Source organism: Streptomyces sp. NPDC053560, assembly GCF_044544605.1.
Lineage (GTDB): Bacteria > Actinomycetota > Actinomycetes > Streptomycetales > Streptomycetaceae > Streptomyces.
This window is the reverse complement of sequence record NZ_JBITXI010000001.1, coordinates 660341-678115: the sequence shown is the minus strand read 5'-3', so window position 1 is coordinate 678115 and position 17775 is coordinate 660341. Positions and strand designations below refer to the sequence as shown.

General features: G+C 71.4%; 11 protein-coding genes. 5 read left to right on the top strand and 6 right to left on the bottom strand.

Annotated elements, in window-relative coordinates; all coding sequences use genetic code 11:
* Positions 1–306 precede the first annotated feature (306 nt).
* A complete protein-coding gene (locus ACIGQF_RS02695; RefSeq protein ID WP_399704504.1) occupies positions 307–1212 on the top strand; it encodes a hypothetical protein in 906 nt (301 codons plus the stop codon).
* Positions 1213–1568: 356 nt separating this feature from the next.
* Positions 1569–2939, top strand: coding sequence for a cation:dicarboxylate symporter family transporter (locus tag ACIGQF_RS02690; protein WP_399704502.1), 1371 nt, complete (start codon positions 1569–1571; stop codon positions 2937–2939).
* Positions 2940–3042: 103 nt separating this feature from the next.
* On the opposite strand, the gene ACIGQF_RS02685 is transcribed toward ACIGQF_RS02690, so the two are convergent.
* A complete protein-coding gene (locus ACIGQF_RS02685) occupies positions 3043–4530 on the bottom strand; it encodes a Gfo/Idh/MocA family protein (protein WP_399704500.1) in 1488 nt (495 codons plus the stop codon).
* 415 nt (positions 4531–4945) lie between these two features.
* Between ACIGQF_RS02685 and ACIGQF_RS02680 the strand changes: the two genes are divergently transcribed.
* On the top strand, positions 4946–6325 hold the full coding sequence (locus ACIGQF_RS02680) for an alpha-amylase family protein (protein WP_399704497.1): 1380 nt from the start codon (positions 4946–4948) through the stop codon (positions 6323–6325).
* Between the two features lie 26 nt (positions 6326–6351).
* Here ACIGQF_RS02680 and ACIGQF_RS02675 read toward each other — a convergent pair whose 3' ends face one another.
* Positions 6352–9294, bottom strand: a complete 2943-nt coding sequence (locus tag ACIGQF_RS02675; RefSeq protein WP_399704494.1) for an FAD-binding and (Fe-S)-binding domain-containing protein — start codon at positions 9292–9294, stop codon at positions 6352–6354.
* Positions 9295–9322: 28 nt separating this feature from the next.
* Complete coding sequence (locus ACIGQF_RS02670) at positions 9323–9703, bottom strand: MarR family winged helix-turn-helix transcriptional regulator (RefSeq protein WP_399704775.1); 381 nt, start codon at positions 9701–9703, stop codon at positions 9323–9325.
* Between the two features lie 189 nt (positions 9704–9892).
* Between ACIGQF_RS02670 and ACIGQF_RS02665 the strand changes: the two genes are divergently transcribed.
* Both ACIGQF_RS02665 and ACIGQF_RS02660 read left to right on the top strand, forming a co-directional pair.
* Positions 9893–11830 carry an ABC transporter ATP-binding protein gene (locus ACIGQF_RS02665; RefSeq protein ID WP_399704491.1) on the top strand — a complete coding sequence of 646 codons (1938 nt, stop codon included), beginning with the start codon at positions 9893–9895 and terminating at the stop codon, positions 11828–11830.
* A gap of 10 nt (positions 11831–11840) precedes the next feature.
* The gene (locus ACIGQF_RS02660) at positions 11841–12263 is read left to right on the top strand and encodes an ASCH domain-containing protein (protein ID WP_399704490.1); all 423 of its coding nucleotides are present in this window, start codon (positions 11841–11843) and stop codon (positions 12261–12263) included.
* A 64-nt stretch (positions 12264–12327) separates the two neighbouring features.
* Here ACIGQF_RS02660 and ACIGQF_RS02655 read toward each other — a convergent pair whose 3' ends face one another.
* The 3 genes from ACIGQF_RS02655 to ACIGQF_RS02645 form a co-directional block, all read right to left on the bottom strand.
* The gene (locus ACIGQF_RS02655) at positions 12328–15516 is read right to left on the bottom strand and encodes a glycoside hydrolase family 2 TIM barrel-domain containing protein (RefSeq protein ID WP_399704487.1); all 3189 of its coding nucleotides are present in this window, start codon (positions 15514–15516) and stop codon (positions 12328–12330) included.
* A gap of 109 nt (positions 15517–15625) precedes the next feature.
* Positions 15626–16270, bottom strand: a complete 645-nt coding sequence (locus ACIGQF_RS02650) for a lactate utilization protein C (protein WP_399704485.1) — start codon at positions 16268–16270, stop codon at positions 15626–15628.
* Positions 16267–17760, bottom strand: coding sequence for a lactate utilization protein B (locus ACIGQF_RS02645; protein WP_399704482.1), 1494 nt, complete (start codon positions 17758–17760; stop codon positions 16267–16269). The genes ACIGQF_RS02650 and ACIGQF_RS02645 overlap by 4 nt, the downstream gene beginning before the upstream one ends.
* Positions 17761–17775: the final 15 nt, after the last annotated feature.

The following is a 17775-nucleotide window of genomic DNA, read 5'->3' as shown; positions in this document are numbered from 1 at the left end:
TCGGGTAGGGGCGGGCGTGGAGCTCCGGCCGAAAGCGGGCCGGGTGCTCCCGCCGGCGCGGTGGGCGCAGCGGAGCAGGGCAGGGCTGTGCCACTCGCTGCCGCTCGCGCCCGCGACAGGAGCAGGGCGGAGCCATGGAAGGTTGGCGTGGAATGACCGCGAATTTCAACCGTTTTTCTGGCGGAACGCACGGATCGGGCCACGATGTGCGGCCTCGGGTGTCGCTCGGTCCGCGGGTGCCACCCAGACGTCCGCGGTGGCACCTCGACCGATCACGTGTCGGCCGTCGGTGCGACCATGGGAGCCATGCGGAGTACAGGTAGGACGGCGGGGCGGGCACGGACGGTCACGACGATACGGACGGCAGCGCTGGCCGCCGCGGGGCTCGTGCTGGTCGCAGGCTGCGGCGGATCGGGGCAGCAGGGCGAGAAGGCCGCCGCGCGCGCGGGGCAGCCGAGTGCCACGCCTGCCACGGGTCTGAAGCGCATCCCCGGAGTGGGGGAGCGGCTGCAGTCCCGGATCCCGGCCGATTCCCGGCAGGTGATCGCGGTGTACGGGGACGGCAAGGACGACGCCACCTCGACCGTCGTGCTGTACACGAAGGGTGAGAAGGGCGCGGCGGGCAACGCGGACAAGGACGCGAACGAGGACCCGTCGGACAACAAGGCCGCGAAGGCCGCGAAGGCAGCCAAGGCCGCCAAGGGCGGCGCGGACGCGAACGGTGCGGACACGAACGGCGCGGACCAGAACGGCAGCGGTGGGAGCACCTGGAGCCGCGACCGGAGCTGGCAGGGGCACAACGGCAAGCGCGGCTGGACCCTGGACCATCACGAGGGGGACAAGCGCAGCCCGGTCGGGGTGTACTCGCTGTCCGACGCGGGCGGTGTGCTGCCCGACCCGGGCGCGAAGCTGCCGTACACCGCGACCGCGGCCTTCACGCCGCCCTCGTACTGGGCCAAGAAGACCCGGCACGACTTCGACTACGTCATCGCCATCGACTACAACCGCGCCAAGGGCGTCTCGCCGCTGGACCCGGCCCGGCCCGACGGCCAGTCCAAGGGGGGCAGCATCTGGCTGCACATGGACCACGGGAGCGGTACGTCCGGTTGCGTGAGCATCCCCAAGTCCGGCATGCGGTACCTGCTGCGCACGCTCGACCCCGCGCAGCACCCCGTCGTGGTCATGGGGGACAAGGCCGACCTGAAGGCCTGAGCCACCGGATGGCATCGGACGACACCGCCCCCCCCCGATGACAGCGTATGACCCTCGACGAAACCGCATGACATCCGATGAGAGCGGAGGACGCCGGACAACGCCTGGTACCACGGGCTATGGGCCCGTGGCGCCACCTGGTGCGGACCCGTCACGGCACGGTGGCGGGGACGTGTACCAACGGTTGCTTGGAGATAGCTCCAAGATTTTCTTCGATGTAACACCGGACTCTTCTCTGAGGCATAGGGCTCAGCCATAGTGGCGGACCGCGGAAGTCCTCTTCCGTATCCCAAAATCCTTCCAAGGGAGAGCCCGTGCCGCTCGCCACCGGATCGCTCGCTCGCCGGGCAGGCCGCATGCTGCGCACCAGTCTGTTCACGCAGGTCCTCGTAGCCCTGTTCCTCGGGGTTCTCGTCGGACGGCTGTGGCCGGAGTTCGGCTCGGCCGTCAAGCCGCTCGGCGACGGCTTCGTACGCCTCATCAAGGCGATGATCGCCCCGCTCGTGTTCTGTGTCGTCGTCGCCGGCATCACCAAGGCCGGCGATCTCAAGGCCTTTGGCCGGATCGGCCTCAAGGCGCTGATCTGGTTCGAGGTGGCGACCACCGTCGCGCTCGTCGCCGGGCTGCTCGCGGGGAATGTCTTCGCGCCCGGTGCGGGCATGCACGTCGACCCGTCCTCGCTCGACCAGAGTGCCGTCGACGAGAAGACCGGCGGCGGACACCTGCCCTCCACCGCGCAGTTCATCCTCGAATCGCTGCCGGACAGCGCGGTCGGGGCGTTCGCGGAGAACTCGCTGCTTCAGGTCCTCGTCCTGTCCTGCCTGGTGGGTGCGGCGCTGCTGCACCTCGGCCAGACGAAGGTGCCGCAGATCCTGCCGTTCATCGAGCAGGCGCAGGACGTCGTCTTCACGATCGTCGGCTACATCATGCGTCTCGCGCCGCTCGCCGTCTTCGGGGCCACCGCTCACCTCGTGGGCGAGTACGGCCTCGGCGCGATGACGACGTACGCGAAGCTGATCGCGGTCTGTTACGGCGTCGCGCTCGCCTTCCTCGTCCTGCTGGGGCTCGCGCTCAAGGCCGCCGCGGGCCTCAGCCTGTGGAAGTTCGTCCGCTACACCCGTGAGGAGCTGCTGCTGGCTCTCGGTACGGGGTCCAGCGAGACGGTGATGCCGCGGATGATGCAGAAGCTGCGCGCGGCGGGCTGCCGGGACGACGCGGTGGGTCTGGTCCTGCCGACCGGCTACTCCTTCAACCTCGACGGTGCGTCGATCTACCTCTCCATCGGCACCCTCTTCATCGCGCAGGCCGTCGGGGTCGATCTGTCGATAGGTCAGCAAATCACCGTCGTGCTGGTACTCATGCTGACCAGCAAGGGCATGGCGGGCGTGCCCGGTTCGGCGTTCCTGGCGCTGTCGGCGACCGCGTCCGCGCTGGGCGTCATTCCCGCAGCGGCGGTGGCACTGCTGCTCGGCGTCGACCGGATCATGGACTCGATGCGGGTGGCGACCAATCTGCTCGGCAACTGTGTCGCGGTCTTCGCGGTCTCCCGCTGGGAGGGTGCGCTGGACCGCGTGACGGCGAAGCGGGTCCTCGACGGCGAGGCGCCGGCCACCGCCCCGGAGACGCCCGCCGTCTTGAAGGCGCCCGCCGCCTCGCAGGCCCCCTCCGAGGCGCCCTCCGAGACCGACTCCAGGGCCGCTGCGAGGGACGTCTCCGTCGAGAAGTGAGCGACGGGCAGGAGGCCGGGGTCCGGCGGGCACACGCCCACCGGACCCCGGCCTCGCCTCCCGCCTCAGACCTCCCGCCGTCAGACCTTCGGCCAGTCCCCGGTCAGCCCTTCGGCTTCTCCGAGTCCATCCCCGGCCGGGCCTTCTTCCAGTCCCCGCGGGTGAAGTCCGGGATCTCCATCGGCTTGCCGTGGGCCTTGATCGACAGGTCGCTCAGCGGTACCGGCGCGGTCCAGGTCGCCGCGTCGTACACGTCGAAGTCGGGCACCAGGCCCAGGTGCATGCACTGGGTCAGCCGGAAGACCAGCATGTAGTCCATGCCGCCGTGGCCGCCGGGCGGGTTGGCGTGCTCCTTCCACAGCCAGTGGTCCCACTCGGCGTACGCGCCGAAGTCGCCCCACTCGTCGTTGGTGTGGTCGGGCTCGATGTAGATCCGCTCCGGGTAGTCCTCGAAGACGCCCTTCGTGCCGCCGAGGCTGTTGATGCGGCTGTACGGGTGCGGCGTGGACACGTCGTGCTCCAGGCGGATCACGCGGCCCTTGGCGGTCTGGACGAGGGAGATCGTCCGGTCGCTCTCGACGTACGTCTCCTTCCAGCTCGGGTCGCCCGCCGGCATGTGCTCCTTGCGGTACGCGGCCAGGCCCAGGGCGGGCGTGCCGAAGCTGGAGATCCGTACGGCGCGGTCGCCGCGGTTGACGTCCATGTAGTTGGCGACGGGCCCGAACCCGTGGTTGGGGTACAGGTCGCCGCGCAGCCGGGTGTGCCACAGCCGCCGCCACGGGCCCTCGTAGTAGTCCGGGTCGAACATCAGGCCGCGCAGGTCGTGGTTGTACGCCCCGGCGCCGTGCAGCAGGTCGCCGAAGAGACCCGCGTGCGCCATCCGCAGCACCCGCATCTCGTTCCGCCCGTAACAGCAGTTCTCCAGCTGGAGACAGTGCTTACGGGTGTACTCCGAGAGGTCGACCAGCTCCCACAGCTGGTCCAGCCGGAGCGCGATCGGGCACTCGACGCCCACGTGCTTGCCGTTGAGCATGGCCGTCTTCGCCATCTCGAAGTGCCAGTCCCAGGGTGACGCGACGTACACGAAGTCGATGTCGCCGCGCTTGCAGAGGTTCTCGAAGTCGCGATCGCCCTTGGCGTAGACGGCCGGCGCCGGCTGCCCCGCGTCGGTGACCTTCTTCGCCGCCTTGGCGGTCTTCTCCTTGACCGGGTCGCACACCGCCACGACCCGCGTGTTCGGCACCGCGAGGAAGAGGTCGATCATGGAGCCGCCGCGGTTGCCGAGGCCGACGATGCCGACGCGTACGGTGCTGCGCCCCTCAAACGGTACGCCGATCATGGTCCTGCCGCGCCGCTTCGGTGCCGCGGCGGTGTCGGCTGCCCCGCCGGGCGCCGGTGCGGCCGCCGCCGTGCCGCTCGCTCCGAATGCGCCCAGCCCGGCGAGCCCGAGCCCGGCGCCGGCCGTGCCCGCGGTCCGCAGGACCGACCGGCGGCTCGGCCCGTCGCCGTCGGGCGCGGCCGGCTCCGTGCCGTCCGGGGCGCCGGGGAGGCGGCTCTCGTCGTCGTGCTGCTCGGGTCTTGCGTCATGCATGGGGCCTCCTGGAGTGCGGACGGTGCCCGGCGGCTGCGTGCGTGGACCTCGGTGGGGCTGGGTGCGGGTGGAACTCCGTACGGGCGGCTGCCTGTGCCGCAGCTGCCGTGCGGACGTGCGCGTACCGGTGAAGCGCGGCACGGTGTGTGCCGCGAGGTATGCCGACGTGCGTGCGTGAACCTCGGTGAGGACCCTGGCGGTTGATACGGACGCGCCACAAGGGGGCGAATTGGACTCCTGAGGCGAACACTTGGACTCCCGTCTTGCGCAAGCGACTGGAATTTCTTGCGGAAAGCCTTGACGTGTTCACTTCGTAAAGGCAGGCTCCCTCGCGGATTCCCCCCACGGCGGCCTCGGCGCGTGGCTGCCTTCGAGGGCGCGGCTCCCTGCCGCGTCCGTTCGTTGAAGGAGCCGCATGCTGCATCACCGATCCCGGATACTCGGCGGCACGCTGGCCGGTGTGCTCGTCGCCGGCGGCCTCGCCGCGCTCGCCCCGTGGAGCTCGCAGGCCACCCCGCCCGGAGAGAAGACCGTCACCGCCACGCTGTTCGAGCGGCCGTACGCGGACGTCGCCAAGATCTGCACCGATCAGCTGGGCCCGGCCGGTTACGGCTACGTCGAGGTGTCGCCCGCTTCGGAGCACATCAAGGGCGATCAGTGGTGGACGTCGTACCAGCCGGTCAGCTACAAGATCGCCGGGCGGCTCGGCGACCGGGACGCCTTCGCGTCGATGGTCTCCGCCTGCCACGAAGCGGGCGTCAAGGTCGTCGCCGACGCCGTCATCAACCACATGTCGTCCGGGTCCGGCACCGGAACCGGCGGCACGCAGTACACGAAGTACGACTACCCCGGGTACTTCCAGGACCAGGACTTCCACGCCTGCCGCAAGGACATCTCCGACTACGGCAACCGCGAGAACGTCCAGACCTGCGAACTGGTCGGGCTGTCCGACCTGGACACCGGCAGCGACGCGGTCCGGACCACCATCGCCAAGTACCTCGACGACCTGCGCTCCCTCGGCGTCGACGGCTTCCGTATCGACGCGGCCAAGCACATGGCGGCCGATGACATGGCCGCGATCAAGGGCAAGATGAGCGACCCGGGTTTCTGGGTCTCCGAAGTCATCTACGGCGGTGGCGAGGCGGTACAGCCCGACGAGTACAAGGGCGTCGGCGACGTCGACGAGTTCCGTTACGGGGGCCACCTGAAGAGCGCCTTCCAGGGCGGCAGCATCGCCCAGCTCAAGAACATCGCTGACGGAAAGCTCAGCAGCGAGTCGGCACGTACCTTTGTCGACAATTGGGACACCGAGCGTAACGGCTCGACGCTCACCTACAAGGACGGCGCGACGTACACGCTCGCCAATGCGTTCATGCTGGCCTCGCCCTACGGCTCGCCGAACGTCTTCTCCGGCTACGAGTGGTCCGACAAGGACGCGGGCCCGCCCGGCGGCGCCGACGGCTGGACGGACATGCACGCGAAGCAGGAGATCACCGGGATGGTGGGCTTCCGCAACGCGGTCGGCGGCGCCGAGCTGACCGACTGGTGGGACAACGGGTCGAGCGCGATCGCCTTCGGGCGCGGCGACAAGGGCTTCGTGGCCCTCAACGCCGGGGACGGTGAGCTGTCCCAGTCCTTCGCGACCTCGCTGCCGGCCGGTACGTACTGCAACGTCGCCAAGGCAGCGCCGGACGACTGCGACGGCAGCACCGTCACGGTCGGCGACGACGGCAAGGCGCAGCTGACCGTGCCCGCGAAGGGCGCGGTGGCCCTGCACGTGGCCGCCAAGAGCTGAACGCGCGCGTGAGGCGCGGCCCGCCCTCAGGCGGGCCGCGTCGCGCGTTCCAGCTCCATGAGGACGGAGTAGTACCCGCGGCCCTGTGTCGCGTGATCCATGCCCACCTCGCACATGCGGTTCGCCGACAGGTGCGCGTCGAAGTGGCGGGACGTCACCTCGGCTGTCTCCCGGGCCGTCGCCGCCTCGGTCAGCTCCTTGTGCAGCATTCCGCGGTCGCCCGCGAAGGCGCAGCAGCCCGCGTCGTCCGGCACCACGACCTCCCGTGCGCAGGCTTCCGCGACCGTACGCAGCTGCGCCTCGTCGCCCAGGTGGCGCATCGAACAGGTGGGGTGCAGCACCGCGGAGTCCACGGTCCGCACCACTTCCAGGTGCGGCAGCAGTTCTTCGGCCGCCCAGACGACGGAGTCGACGACGGTCAGTTCGGCGTGCAGCTGCTTGTGGTCCTCGGTGAGGTACGGGACCACCTCGTGGGCGATGCCCAGCGTGCACGAGGACGCGTCCACGACCAGCGGGAGGCGGCCGCCCGCGGTCCAGCCCCAGGCCGCCTCGACCATCCGGTTCGCCATCACGGCATTGCCCTCGTCGTAACCCTTGGAGTGCCAGATCGTGGCGCAGCAGGTGCCCGCGACGTCGTCCGGGATCCACACCGGCTTCCCGGCCCGCCGGGAGACCGCGACGACGGCCTCGGGGAGCGACGGGCCCCGGTACCCGTCCGGTTCGCCGAAGATGCGGTTCACGCAGGCCGGGTAGTACACGGCGACCGCGTCCTGTCTGCGGGTGGGCGGCAGCCGGCGGGCCGCGGCGCCGGGGATCGCGGGCAGCCAGCGCGGTACGAGGTCGGGGCGTACGGCCTTGCGTGCGGCGTCCGTGACGGTCTCCAGCAGCCGGTCGCCGAGCCGCTGCCCGATCCGGTCCGCCGCCGCGACCGCGAGCCGTGCCGACGCCTCGACGGTCTTGAAGCGCTTCGCGGTGAGCGCGGCGGTCTTCTCCTCGCGCGGGGAGTGCCGCCGGTGCCGGAAGTCCTTCATCATCGCGCCGGTGTCGATGCCCACCGGGCAGGCCAGCTTGCACGTGGAGTCGCCGGCGCAGGTGTCCACCGCGTCGTAGCCGTACGCGTCCAGGAGCGCGTCGGTCACCGGCGAGTCCGGGTGCTGGCGCATCATCTCGCGGCGCAGCACGATGCGCTGCCGGGGCGTGGTGGTGAGGTCGCGGCTGGGGCAGACCGGTTCGCAGAAACCGCACTCGATGCAGGGGTCGGCGACCGCCTCGACCTCCGGGATGGTCTTCAGGCCGCGGAGATGGGCCTTCGGGTCGCGGTCCAGGACGACGCGGGGCGCGAGGATGCCGTGCGGGTCGAACAGGTCCTTGATCCGCCACATGAGGTCCGTGGCGCGCGGCCCCCACTCCAGCTCCAGGAAGGGCGCGATGTTGCGGCCGGTGGCGTGCTCGGCCTTGAGCGAGCCGTCGAAGCGCTCCACCGTCATCCGGCAGAACTCGTCCATGAAGGCCGCGTAGCGCGCCACGTCCTCGGGCTTCGAGGCGTCGAACGCGAGGAGGAAGTGCAGGTTGCCGTGGGCGGCGTGGCCGGCGACCGCGGCGTCGAAGCCGTGCCGGGCCTGCATCTCCAGCAGGGCCGTACAGGCGTCGGCGAGCCGCTCGGGCGGTACGGCGAAGTCCTCGGTGATCAGCGTCGTACCGGAGGGCCGGGAGCCGCCGACCGCGGTGACGAATGCCTTGCGGGCCTTCCAGTAGCCGGCGATGGTGCCCGGGTCGCGGGTGAACTCGTTGGTGACGGACTCGACCGGCGCGACCAGTTCCAGGTCGTTCAGCAGCTGCTCGGCGGCGGCCTCGTACGCTGCCTGCCGCTCCTCGTCGGGGGCGCGGAACTCCACGAGCAGCGCGGTCGTTTCCGTGGGGAGCGCCGCCCAGTCGGCGGGCACTCCGGCGACGCGGACCGAGGCGCGCAGCGTGTTGCCGTCCATCAGCTCCACGGCGAGCGCGCCCGCTTCGTTGAAGCGCGGGACGGCGGCGGCAGCGGCCCGCAGATCGGGGAAGAAGAGCAATGCGGTGGACGTACGGCGGCCCTGCGGGAGGGTGTCGAATACCGTCTCGGCGATGAAGCCGAGGGTGCCCTGCGACCCGACGATCAGGCCGCGCAGGATCTCGACGGGGGTGGCGCCGTCGAGGAAGGCGTCGAGCCGGTAGCCGTTGGTGTTCTTGAGGGTGTACTTGGCGCGGATGCGGGCGACCAGTTCCGGGTCGGCCTCGATCTCCGTCTTCAGGGCCAGCAGCCCCTCGTACAGCGCGGGTTCGGCGTGGGCCAGCTCCTCGTCGGCGGCCGGGTCGGCGGTGTCCACGACGGTGCCCGAGGGGAGGACGACGGTGGCGGAGGCCAGGGTGCGGTAGGAGTTCCGGGTGGTGCCGGCCGTCATGCCGGAGGCGTTGTTGGCGACCACGCCGCCGACGGTGCAGGCGAGGGCGCTGGCCGGGTCGGGGCCGAGGAGGCGGCCGTGGCGGGCGAGGGTGATATTGGCCCGTGCGACGGTCGTGCCGGGGCCGATGCGGGCGCGTTCACCGTCGCCCAGCACCTCGATGCCGTCCCAGTGCCGGCGCACGTCGACGAGGATGTCCTCGCCCTGTGCCTGCCCGTTGAGCGAGGTGCCGGCGGCGCGCAGGACGACCTTCCGGCCGCGGCCGTGCGCGTAGGAGAAGACCGCCGAGACGTCGTCGATGTCCTCGGCGACCACGACCACCTGCGGGACGAACCGGTACGGACTCGCGTCGGAGGCGTACTTCACCAGGTCGGAGAGGCCGTGCAGGACCTTCTCCGGGCCGAGCAGCGCGGTCAGGTCGCCGCGCAGCGGTTCGGGAGTGCCGGACGCCTGCTCGTCCGCCACCCGGTCGACCGCCGGGCCCCCGGTCGTGGCGGGCCTCAGTGCGGTCGGTTCCGGCTCCAGCAACGGCATGGCTTCTCCTCGTCAGCGGCCCATCGGGTCAGCGGTGCCGCCCCGGCCCGTCGACCAGGGTGGCCAGCAGACCGCCGAGCACCTCGCGCTGGTCGGCGGTCAATGGAGCAAGGATGTCCTCCGCGGCGGCCCGGCGCGCGCTCCGCAGCGCCCCGAGTGTCGTCCGGCCGGTCTCGGTCAGCTCGATCCGTACCACCCGGCGGTTGGCCGGGTCCGGCACCCGGCGTACCGCGTCCGCCGCCTCCAGGGCGTCCACCAGGGTGGTCACCGCGCGCGGGACGACGTCCAGCCGCGCTGCCAGGTCCGCCATCCGGGGCGGGGTGTCGCAGTGCGCCACGATGCGCAGCAGTCGGGACTGGGCGGGGGTGAGGGCGAGCGGTTCCAGGTGCCGCTTCTGGGCGCGGTGCATGCGCCGGGTGAGCCGTACCAGCTGTTCGGCGAGGTCCGTGTCGGGCGCGGCGGGCGCGTCGCCGAGCGGGCCGGTGTCCTTCCGCGCGCGCGTTCCGGTGCCGGGCTCGGTGTGGGAGGAGGGCATGCCCGGAGGTTATCAGGACGAAGTTCATTGTGAGCATAGGTAACAATGGGCTACGCTCGACGGATGCCCGGCCCCGCCGGGTTCCTGAACCCCTCATCCACCGCTCGAAGGAGCTCATTGCGCCCCGACAACGTCGACTGGACCCCACCGCCCAAGGACGAGCAGCAGCCCGTCCAGCTGCGCCGGATCCTCCGCCTCTTCCGCCCCTACCGCGGCCGGCTGGCCGTGGTCGGCCTGCTCGTGGCCGCCGCCTCCCTGGTCTCCGTCGCCTCGCCGTTCCTGCTGCGCGAGGTCCTGGACGTGGCGATCCCGGAGCGGCGCACCGGACTGCTCAGCCTGCTCGCGCTCGGCATGATCGTCACCGCGGTGATGAACAGCGTCTTCGGTGTGCTCCAGACGCTGATCTCCACCACCGTCGGCCAGCGCGTCATGCACGACCTGCGGACCGGCGTCTACGCCAAGCTGCAGCGGATGCCGCTGGCGTTCTTCACCCGTACGCGCACCGGCGAGGTCCAGTCCCGCATCGCCAACGACATCGGCGGCATGCAGGCCACCGTCACCTCCACCGCGACCTCCCTGGTCTCCAACCTCACCAGCGTGGTCGCCACCGTCGTGGCCATGATCGCGCTGGACTGGCGGCTCACCGTCGTCTCGCTCCTGCTGCTGCCGCTCTTCGTCTGGGTCAGCCGCCGCGTCGGCAACGAACGCAAGCGCATCACCACCAAGCGGCAGAAGCAGATGGCCACGATGTCCGCGATCGTCACCGAATCGCTCTCCGTCTCCGGCATCCTGCTCGGCCGCACGATGGGCCGCGCCGACTCGCTCACCCGGAACTTCACCGCCGAGTCCGAGCGCCTGGTCGACCTGGAGGTACGCGCCAACATGGCGGGCCGCTGGCGGATGGCCACCATCGGCATCGTGATGGCCGCCATGCCCGCGCTGATCTACTGGGCGGCGGGCATCGTTCTCCAGGTCGGCGGGCCGGTCTTCTCCATCGGCACGCTCGTCGCCTTCGTCTCCCTCCAGCAGGGCCTGCTGCGCCCGGCCACCTCGCTGCTGACCACCGGCGTGCAGATGCAGACCTCGCTCGCGCTCTTCCAGCGCATCTTCGAGTACCTCGACCTGCCCGTGGCCATCACCGAGCCCGAGAAGCCGGTACGGCTGGTGAGGCCCCGCGGCGAGGTCCGCTTCGAGGACGTGTCCTTCGCGTACGACCCCGCCGCCGCGCCCACGCTCAGCGGCATCGGCCTGACCGTCCCCGCGGGCGGCAGCCTCGCCGTGGTCGGCCCGACCGGCAGCGGCAAGTCCACGCTCAGCTATCTCGTGCCGCGGCTGTACGACGTGACCGGCGGACGGGTGACCCTGGACGGGGTGGACGTCCGCGAGCTGGACTTCGACACCCTCGCCCGCTCGGTCGGCGTGGTCTCCCAGGAGACCTACCTCTTCCACGCCTCGGTCGCCGAGAACCTGCGCTTCGCCAAGCCCGAAGCGACCGACGAGGAGATCGAGCGCGCTGCGCGGGCCGCCCAGATCCACGACCACATCGCGGCCCTGCCCGAGGGCTACGACACCGTCGTGGGCGAGCGCGGCTACCGCTTCTCCGGCGGCGAGAAGCAGCGTTTGGCCATCGCCCGCACGATCCTGCGCGACCCGCCGGTCCTGGTGCTCGACGAGGCCACCAGCGCCCTGGACACCCGTACCGAGCACGCCGTTCAGCGGGCCATCGACAGGCTCTCGGCGGGCCGTACGACGATCACCATCGCGCACCGGCTCTCCACCGTCCGCGACGCCGACCAGATCGTCGTCCTGGACGCCGGCCGGATCGCCGAACGCGGCACGCACGACGAGCTGCTGGCGGCCGACGGCCGGTACGCCGCACTGGTACGCCGCGACGCGGACACCGCGCCGCCGGAGGCGCCGCACGACAGCGCGGGGACCGGGCCGGACCCGGCGCCGCAGGGCCCCGGCGATCCGCTGGCCCTGCCCCAGCCGGCACCCTAGGCTCCGGGGCATGACCTCGAACGAAGCCCTGCCCGCCTTCGAACTCGGCTTTCCCGGAGAGCTGCGGGACAGGCTGGTGGCGGCGGTGCTCTCCGGCGCCAAGACGGCGACCACGGGCCTCGCCGAGGGGTACGCCCTCGAAGGGGAGCCGCTGCCCGAGGCGGGGGAGCGGCGGGCCGTGCCGGACTCGGCGGGGCGGACGGTGGCCGTCATCGAGGTGACCGGGGTACGTGTGCTCCGCCTCGGGGACGTCGACCTGGCGCACGCCGTGGACGAGGGCGAGGGGCACACCACGGTCGCCCAGTGGCGGGCCGCGCACGAGGAGTTCTGGCACGGAGCGGAACAGCGCGCGGCGCTCGGCGACCCGGAGTTCACCGTCGGCGACGACACCCTGGTCGTCGCCGAGCGGTTCCGCGTCGTCGAGCGCCGCTGACCCGACGGCGAGCGCACCGCGTACCCCTGCTGTCGGTCAGTACCCCCTGCGTCGGCCGCGCTCGTTATGCGGGAGTCAGCCGGTACGCGTAGGTGTACTCCCGGTCCGCGTGCAGCAGGTACTGCTCCAGCGGGGGCGCGCCCCAGGAGTCGTTGCCGCCGACGCCCGTCTGGCGGTGGTTGACGCTGAGCACGGTCTCCGGGCGGGGCTTCAGTTCGTAGGGATGGCGGGGGCCTTCCAGGTCGGCCGGGGTGTGGTGGAGCGCGTTGATCTCCAGCAGGGGCGCGTTGTCGCCCGGTTCGGCACGTACGGCCAGGCCCGCGCCGTCCCGGTCGGTGAGGGAGGCGTGCCGGACGTCGACCGCGTTGCCGCTCTCCTGCGGCCGGAGGTAGGGGCCGAGCCGGTCGGCGACCGCGGCGCGGTGGCGGCCGACGAACGCGGCGGTGTGCCGGTCCCAGTAGTTCTCCTGCGGTCCGCGGCCGTACCACTGGAGGGTACCGAAGCCTGCCGGGACCGTGAGCAGCGCGCCGACCAGCGGGATGTCGGGCAGTCCCGCTCCCGGCTTCAGTGTGTGCCGCACGCGGACCTCGCCGTCGCCGCGCACCGTGAAGACGGTGTGCCAGGTGGAGACGGCGGGTGCGGTGGGCAGGGTGGCCGTGACCTCGATGGTCACCTCGGAGCCGGACGGCTGCTCGGTCGTGACCGTGCCGACCGTCCGCTTCGCGCCCGCATCCCGCCAGGTACGCAGCGACTTCTCGGCCCCGCGGCCGATGTCGTTGTCGGTGGGCGCCCGCCAGAAGTTGGGCACCGGCCCGTCGGTCAGCAGCGTCCGGCCGCGGTGCCGGTAGCGGGCCAGGGTCCCGGTGGACTTGTCCAGGACCAGCTCCACGTCCTTGCCGCTGACCGTGACCGCCTTGTCCGTCTCGGAGACCGTGAGCGCGGGCAGCGAGGACGCAGGGGGATCGGCCGGAGCCGCGGCCTTCCACGGCAGGGCCAGCTGCTCGGCGGCGACGCTGTGGCCCGCGTCGGCCCACCGGGTGCCGCGGCGCAGCACGAAGGAGAGGTTCAGCCAGTACTCGGCGCCGGGTTCGGGGCGAGCGGGCCGCCGGTACGGAATGCGTACGGTGCCGTCCTGGCCCGGCTTGATCTGCGGCGCGGGGAGCGTGCCGTGCTGGATGCGCGCCCCGTCACGCGTGACCTCCCACCGCAGCTCGTACGCGTCCAGGCCGAGGAAGAGCTGCTTGTTGGTGACCCGCACGGTCCCGGACGCCAGGTCGCCGGCCGCCATCCGGACCGCCTGGTAGACCTTCTTCACCTCGTGGATCGCGGGGTGCGGGGTGCGGTCGCAGGAGACGATGCCGTTGCCGGAGAAGTTGCCGTCGGTGGGGTAGCCGGGCTTCCAGTCACCGCCGTAGGAGAAGTAGGTGCGCCTGCGGTCGCCGGGGACCGGGAGCCGGATGGCCTGGTCGCAGAAGTCCCAGATGAAGCCGCCGTGCAGGTTCGGGTAGCGCTCGATGATGTCCCAGTACTCGCGGAAGTTGCCGGTGCTGTTGCCCATGGAGTGCGCGTACTCGCACAGGATGAACGGCTTCGCGTTGCCGGACTTCCCGTACTTCTCGACGTCGGCCGGCTTGGTGTACATCTGGCTCTCCATGTCGGCCACGGAGTTCATGCCCTCGTAGTGAATGGGCCGCGAGGAGTCACGCGCGCGGGCCCACTCCGCCATCGCCTTGAAGTTGTCGCCCTGGCCCGCCTCGTTGCCCAGCGACCAGACCACGATCGAGGGATGGTTCTTGTCGCGCTCGACCATCGAGCGCATGCGGTCCACGCAGGCGTCGGTCCACTCCGGAAGGCTCGCGGGGAGATGGTCGCGCACGCCGTGCGTCTCCAGGTTCGCCTCGCCGATGACGTAGAGCCCGTACTCGTCGCACAGCTCCAGCCAGCGCTGCGCGTTCGGGTAGTGCGAGGTGCGCACCGCGTTGATGTTGTGCTGCTTCATGATGCGGATGTCCTGCACCATCCGCTCCTCGGGCACCGCCTGGCCGTGGTCCGGGTCGGACTCGTGACGGTTGACCCCGCGGAAGACGAGGGGTACGCCGTTGACGGTGAACTTCCCCGGCTCGCACACGACCGAACGGAAGCCGACACGGGTGCGCTGGACGTCGACGGCCTTGCCGTCCGGGCCGGTCAGCGTGGTCACGAGCGTGTAGAGGTTGGGGTCCTCGGCCGACCAGAGGGCGGGCGCCCGCACATCGGCGGCGGCCTCGACCGTGACCCGCTCGTCCTCGCCGAACCGCACATCGGCGGTGAGCGGCCGGGGCAGCACCGGGCGGTCCTGCGCGTCGTACAGCACCGTGGAGAGCCGGTGGCCTCCGGGCGTGCCGCCGCCGCTGTTCCGTACGGTCGTTGAGACCCTCAGCGTCGCGTCGCGGTACGCCGCGTCCAGTTCGGTGTGCACGAAGAGGTCGTGCACATGCACGTGGGGGACGGAGTACAGGTACACCTCGCGGAAGATCCCGGACAGGTCGATCATGTCCTGGTCCTCCAGCCAGCTGCCGTCGGACCAGCGGTAGACCTCGACGGCCAGGCTGTTCTCGCCCTTCTTCAAGGCACCGGTGATATCGAACTCGGCGGGCGTGTAGCTGTCCTCGCTGTAGCCCACCTTCTCGCCGTTGACCCACACGAAGAACGCGGACTTCACGCCCTGGAAGGAGAGCAGGGTACGGCGGCCGTCCCAGTCCTCCGGGAGGGTGAACGTGCGGCGGTAGGAGCCGACCGGGTTGAACTCGTGCGGTACCTGCGGCGGCTGCGGGTCCTCGTAACCGGTCCACGGGTACTTGATGTTGAGATAGACCGGGTGGGGATAGCCCTCGATCTCCCAGTTGGACGGCACGGGGACGCGGTCCCAGGAACGGTCGTCGAAGCCGGGCGCGTGGAAGCCGGCCGGGCGCTCGTCGGGGTTCTTCGACCAGTGGAAGCGCCAGGTGCCGTTGAGGGAGCGGTAGTACGGGGAGCGGTCGGTCTCCCCGGCCAGTGCGGCCGCGGTGTCGCGGTACGGGATCAGGCGCGGACGGGCGGGCTCGCGGTTGACCTGGAACGTGCCGGGCGCGGCGTTCCACTCCTCGCCCGCTCTCGCGCCGGCCCGCCCGGCCACCGCGGCGAAAGCTTCTTTCTGTGCGCTGAAGGCGGCCCAGCCGGCCAGCGCGGTGCCGGTGGCGAGGAACGAGCGGCGGCTGAAACGACGCGACGTCATGCGACAGCTCCGAACGTAAGGCAACAGGAAGCGTCAGGATCGAACGCAATCCCTCGGCAACACAAGCCTCACGCACGCCATTTGACTCAGAAGGTCATGCAGACCCCACTCATGGCGTCATCAGCACCACCTCCAGCGTGCGCGGCCCGTGCACGCCCTCCACGCGGTCCAGTTCGATGTCGCTCGTCGCCGACGGACCGGAGATCCAGGTCAGCGGGCGCCGCGGGGAAAGCCGCTCCAGCGCCTGCGGCACGGACGCCACGACCTGCTCCGGCACCCGTACGACGCAGATGTGGTGGTCCGGCACCAGCGTGATGCGGCGGCTCCCCTGGTCCGGGCCCGCGTCCAGGACGATCGTCCCGGTCTCGGCGATCGCCACCGCGCAGCCCGTCACCACGCTGTCGATCGCGTCCAGTTCGTCCGGCGTCGCCTCCGGCGCGTCCGGCACCACCTCCACGTCGCACTCCGCCAGCCACTCGGCGGGCAGCCCCGCCGGCACCACCACCGACCGCGAGCCCCGCTCGCCGAGCAGGTGTGCGAGCAGCGCCGGGAGCCCGGCGGCGTGGATGTCGTGGACCACCGCACGGTAGTCGGCGAGGTTCTCCGCCAGCAGCCGGGCGGTGTCCGCCGCCGGCTGGTCGCCGTGCGCCCGCAGATAGTCCCTCGGTACCGGTGTCTCTTCGGGGCCGGCGGCGCGCGGAACGTCCGCCAGCGCCCGGCGCACCCTCGCCAGTACGACGTCCCGGCTGCTCACTTCGCGCCCTCCTGTCCGCTGCCGCGCTCCCCGCTCCGGGTGCGCTGCCACCAGTCCCGGAACGACTCCGCCGGCACCGGCGGCAGGTCCCGGGAGTCGGTCCAGGCACGTCCCGGCCCCGGCAGCCGCCGCGGATGCAGCCTCCGGGTGCGCGCCGCCAGCCGCTGCCCCGTGCGCAGCACACCGGGCCGGTCGAACGCGAAGGCGGCGGCCCGCATCGCCGCCCGCTCCGCCGCGTGCCCCTTCGCCGGCTGGAGCACCGTCCGCACCCCGCCCCGGGTGACCTTGCCGCCCTCCACCACCCGCTCCCGCAGATGCACCAGCACCTCCGGGATGTCGATGGCTACCGGGCACACCTCGTAGCACGCGCCGCACAGCGACGACGCGTACGGCAGCGAGGCGTCCAGCTCGCCCGCCGTGCCGCGCAGCTGCGGTGTCAGGATCGCGCCGATCGGCCCCGGATACGCCGAGCCGTACGCGTGGCCGCCGGCCCGCTCGTACACCGGGCAGACGTTCAGGCACGCGGAGCACCGGATGCAGCGCAGCGCCTGCCGCCCCACCGTGTCCGCGAGCGTGTCCGTCCGCCCGTTGTCCAGCAGGACCAGGTGGAACGTCCGCGGCCCGTCCCCGTCAGTGGTGCCGGTCCACATCGAGGTGTACGGGTTCATCCGCTCGGCCGTGGCCGAGCGCGGCAGCAACTGCAGGAAGACCTCCAGGTCCTGCCAGGTCGGCACCACCTTCTCGATGCCCACGACGGAGATCAGGGTCTCCGGCAGCGTCAGGCACATCCGGCCGTTGCCCTCGGACTCCACGACCACCAGCGTCCCGGTCTCCGCCACCATGAAGTTGGCGCCCGAGATGCCGACCTCGGCGCGCAGGAACTTCTCCCGCAGGTGCAGCCGCGCCGCCTCGGCCAGTTCGGCGGGCCGGTCGCTCAGCCCGTCCGGTGCCGGGCGCCCCCAGTCGCCCATCTCCGAGCGGAAGATGTCGCGGATCTCGGAGCGGTTGCGGTGGATGGCCGGGACCAGGATGTGGGACGGCCGGTCCTTGCCGAGCTGCACGATCAGCTCGGCGAGATCCGTCTCGTACGCGCTGATCCCGGCTTCGGCCAGCGCCTCGTTGAGCCCGATCTCCTGCGTGGCCATCGACTTGACCTTGACGACCTCGCGCTCGCCGGTGGCCCGGACGAGACGCGTCACGATGCGGTTGGCCTCCGCCGCGTCGGCCGCCCAGTGCACCTGGCCGCCCGCCTCGGTCACCGCCTCTTCCAGCCGCTCCAGATAGTGATCCAGATGGCGCAGCGTACGGTCCTTGATCGCCTGCCCCGCCGTGCGCAGCTGCGCCCAGTCGTCCAGCTCACCGACCGCCCTGGCGCGCTTGTCGCGGATGGTGTGCGTGGCGTGGCGCAGATTGGCGCGCAGGCGGGTGTCGCGGGTGGAGCGGGCGGCGGCCGCCGGGAAAGCCGGCATGCCCAGGTCGGTGACGCTCACAGGACGTTCCCTTCG

What these genes read in the sequence shown, in the direction of transcription:
- ACIGQF_RS02695 (WP_399704504.1), top strand. Translation starts at nt 307, where the DNA reads ATGCGGAGTACAGGTAGGACGGCGGGGCGGGCACGGACGGTCACGACG.
- ACIGQF_RS02690 (WP_399704502.1), top strand. Translation starts at nt 1,569, where the DNA reads ATGCTGCGCACCAGTCTGTTCACGCAGGTCCTCGTAGCCCTGTTCCTC.
- ACIGQF_RS02685 (WP_399704500.1), bottom strand. Translation starts at nt 4,530, where the DNA reads ATGCATGACGCAAGACCCGAGCAGCACGACGACGAGAGCCGCCTCCCC.
- ACIGQF_RS02680 (WP_399704497.1), top strand. Translation starts at nt 4,946, where the DNA reads ATGCTGCATCACCGATCCCGGATACTCGGCGGCACGCTGGCCGGTGTG.
- ACIGQF_RS02675 (WP_399704494.1), bottom strand. Translation starts at nt 9,294, where the DNA reads ATGCCGTTGCTGGAGCCGGAACCGACCGCACTGAGGCCCGCCACGACC.
- ACIGQF_RS02670 (WP_399704775.1), bottom strand. Translation starts at nt 9,703, where the DNA reads ATGCACCGCGCCCAGAAGCGGCACCTGGAACCGCTCGCCCTCACCCCC.
- ACIGQF_RS02665 (WP_399704491.1), top strand. Translation starts at nt 9,893, where the DNA reads ATGCCCGGCCCCGCCGGGTTCCTGAACCCCTCATCCACCGCTCGAAGG.
- ACIGQF_RS02660 (WP_399704490.1), top strand. Translation starts at nt 11,841, where the DNA reads ATGACCTCGAACGAAGCCCTGCCCGCCTTCGAACTCGGCTTTCCCGGA.
- ACIGQF_RS02655 (WP_399704487.1), bottom strand. Translation starts at nt 15,516, where the DNA reads ATGACGTCGCGTCGTTTCAGCCGCCGCTCGTTCCTCGCCACCGGCACC.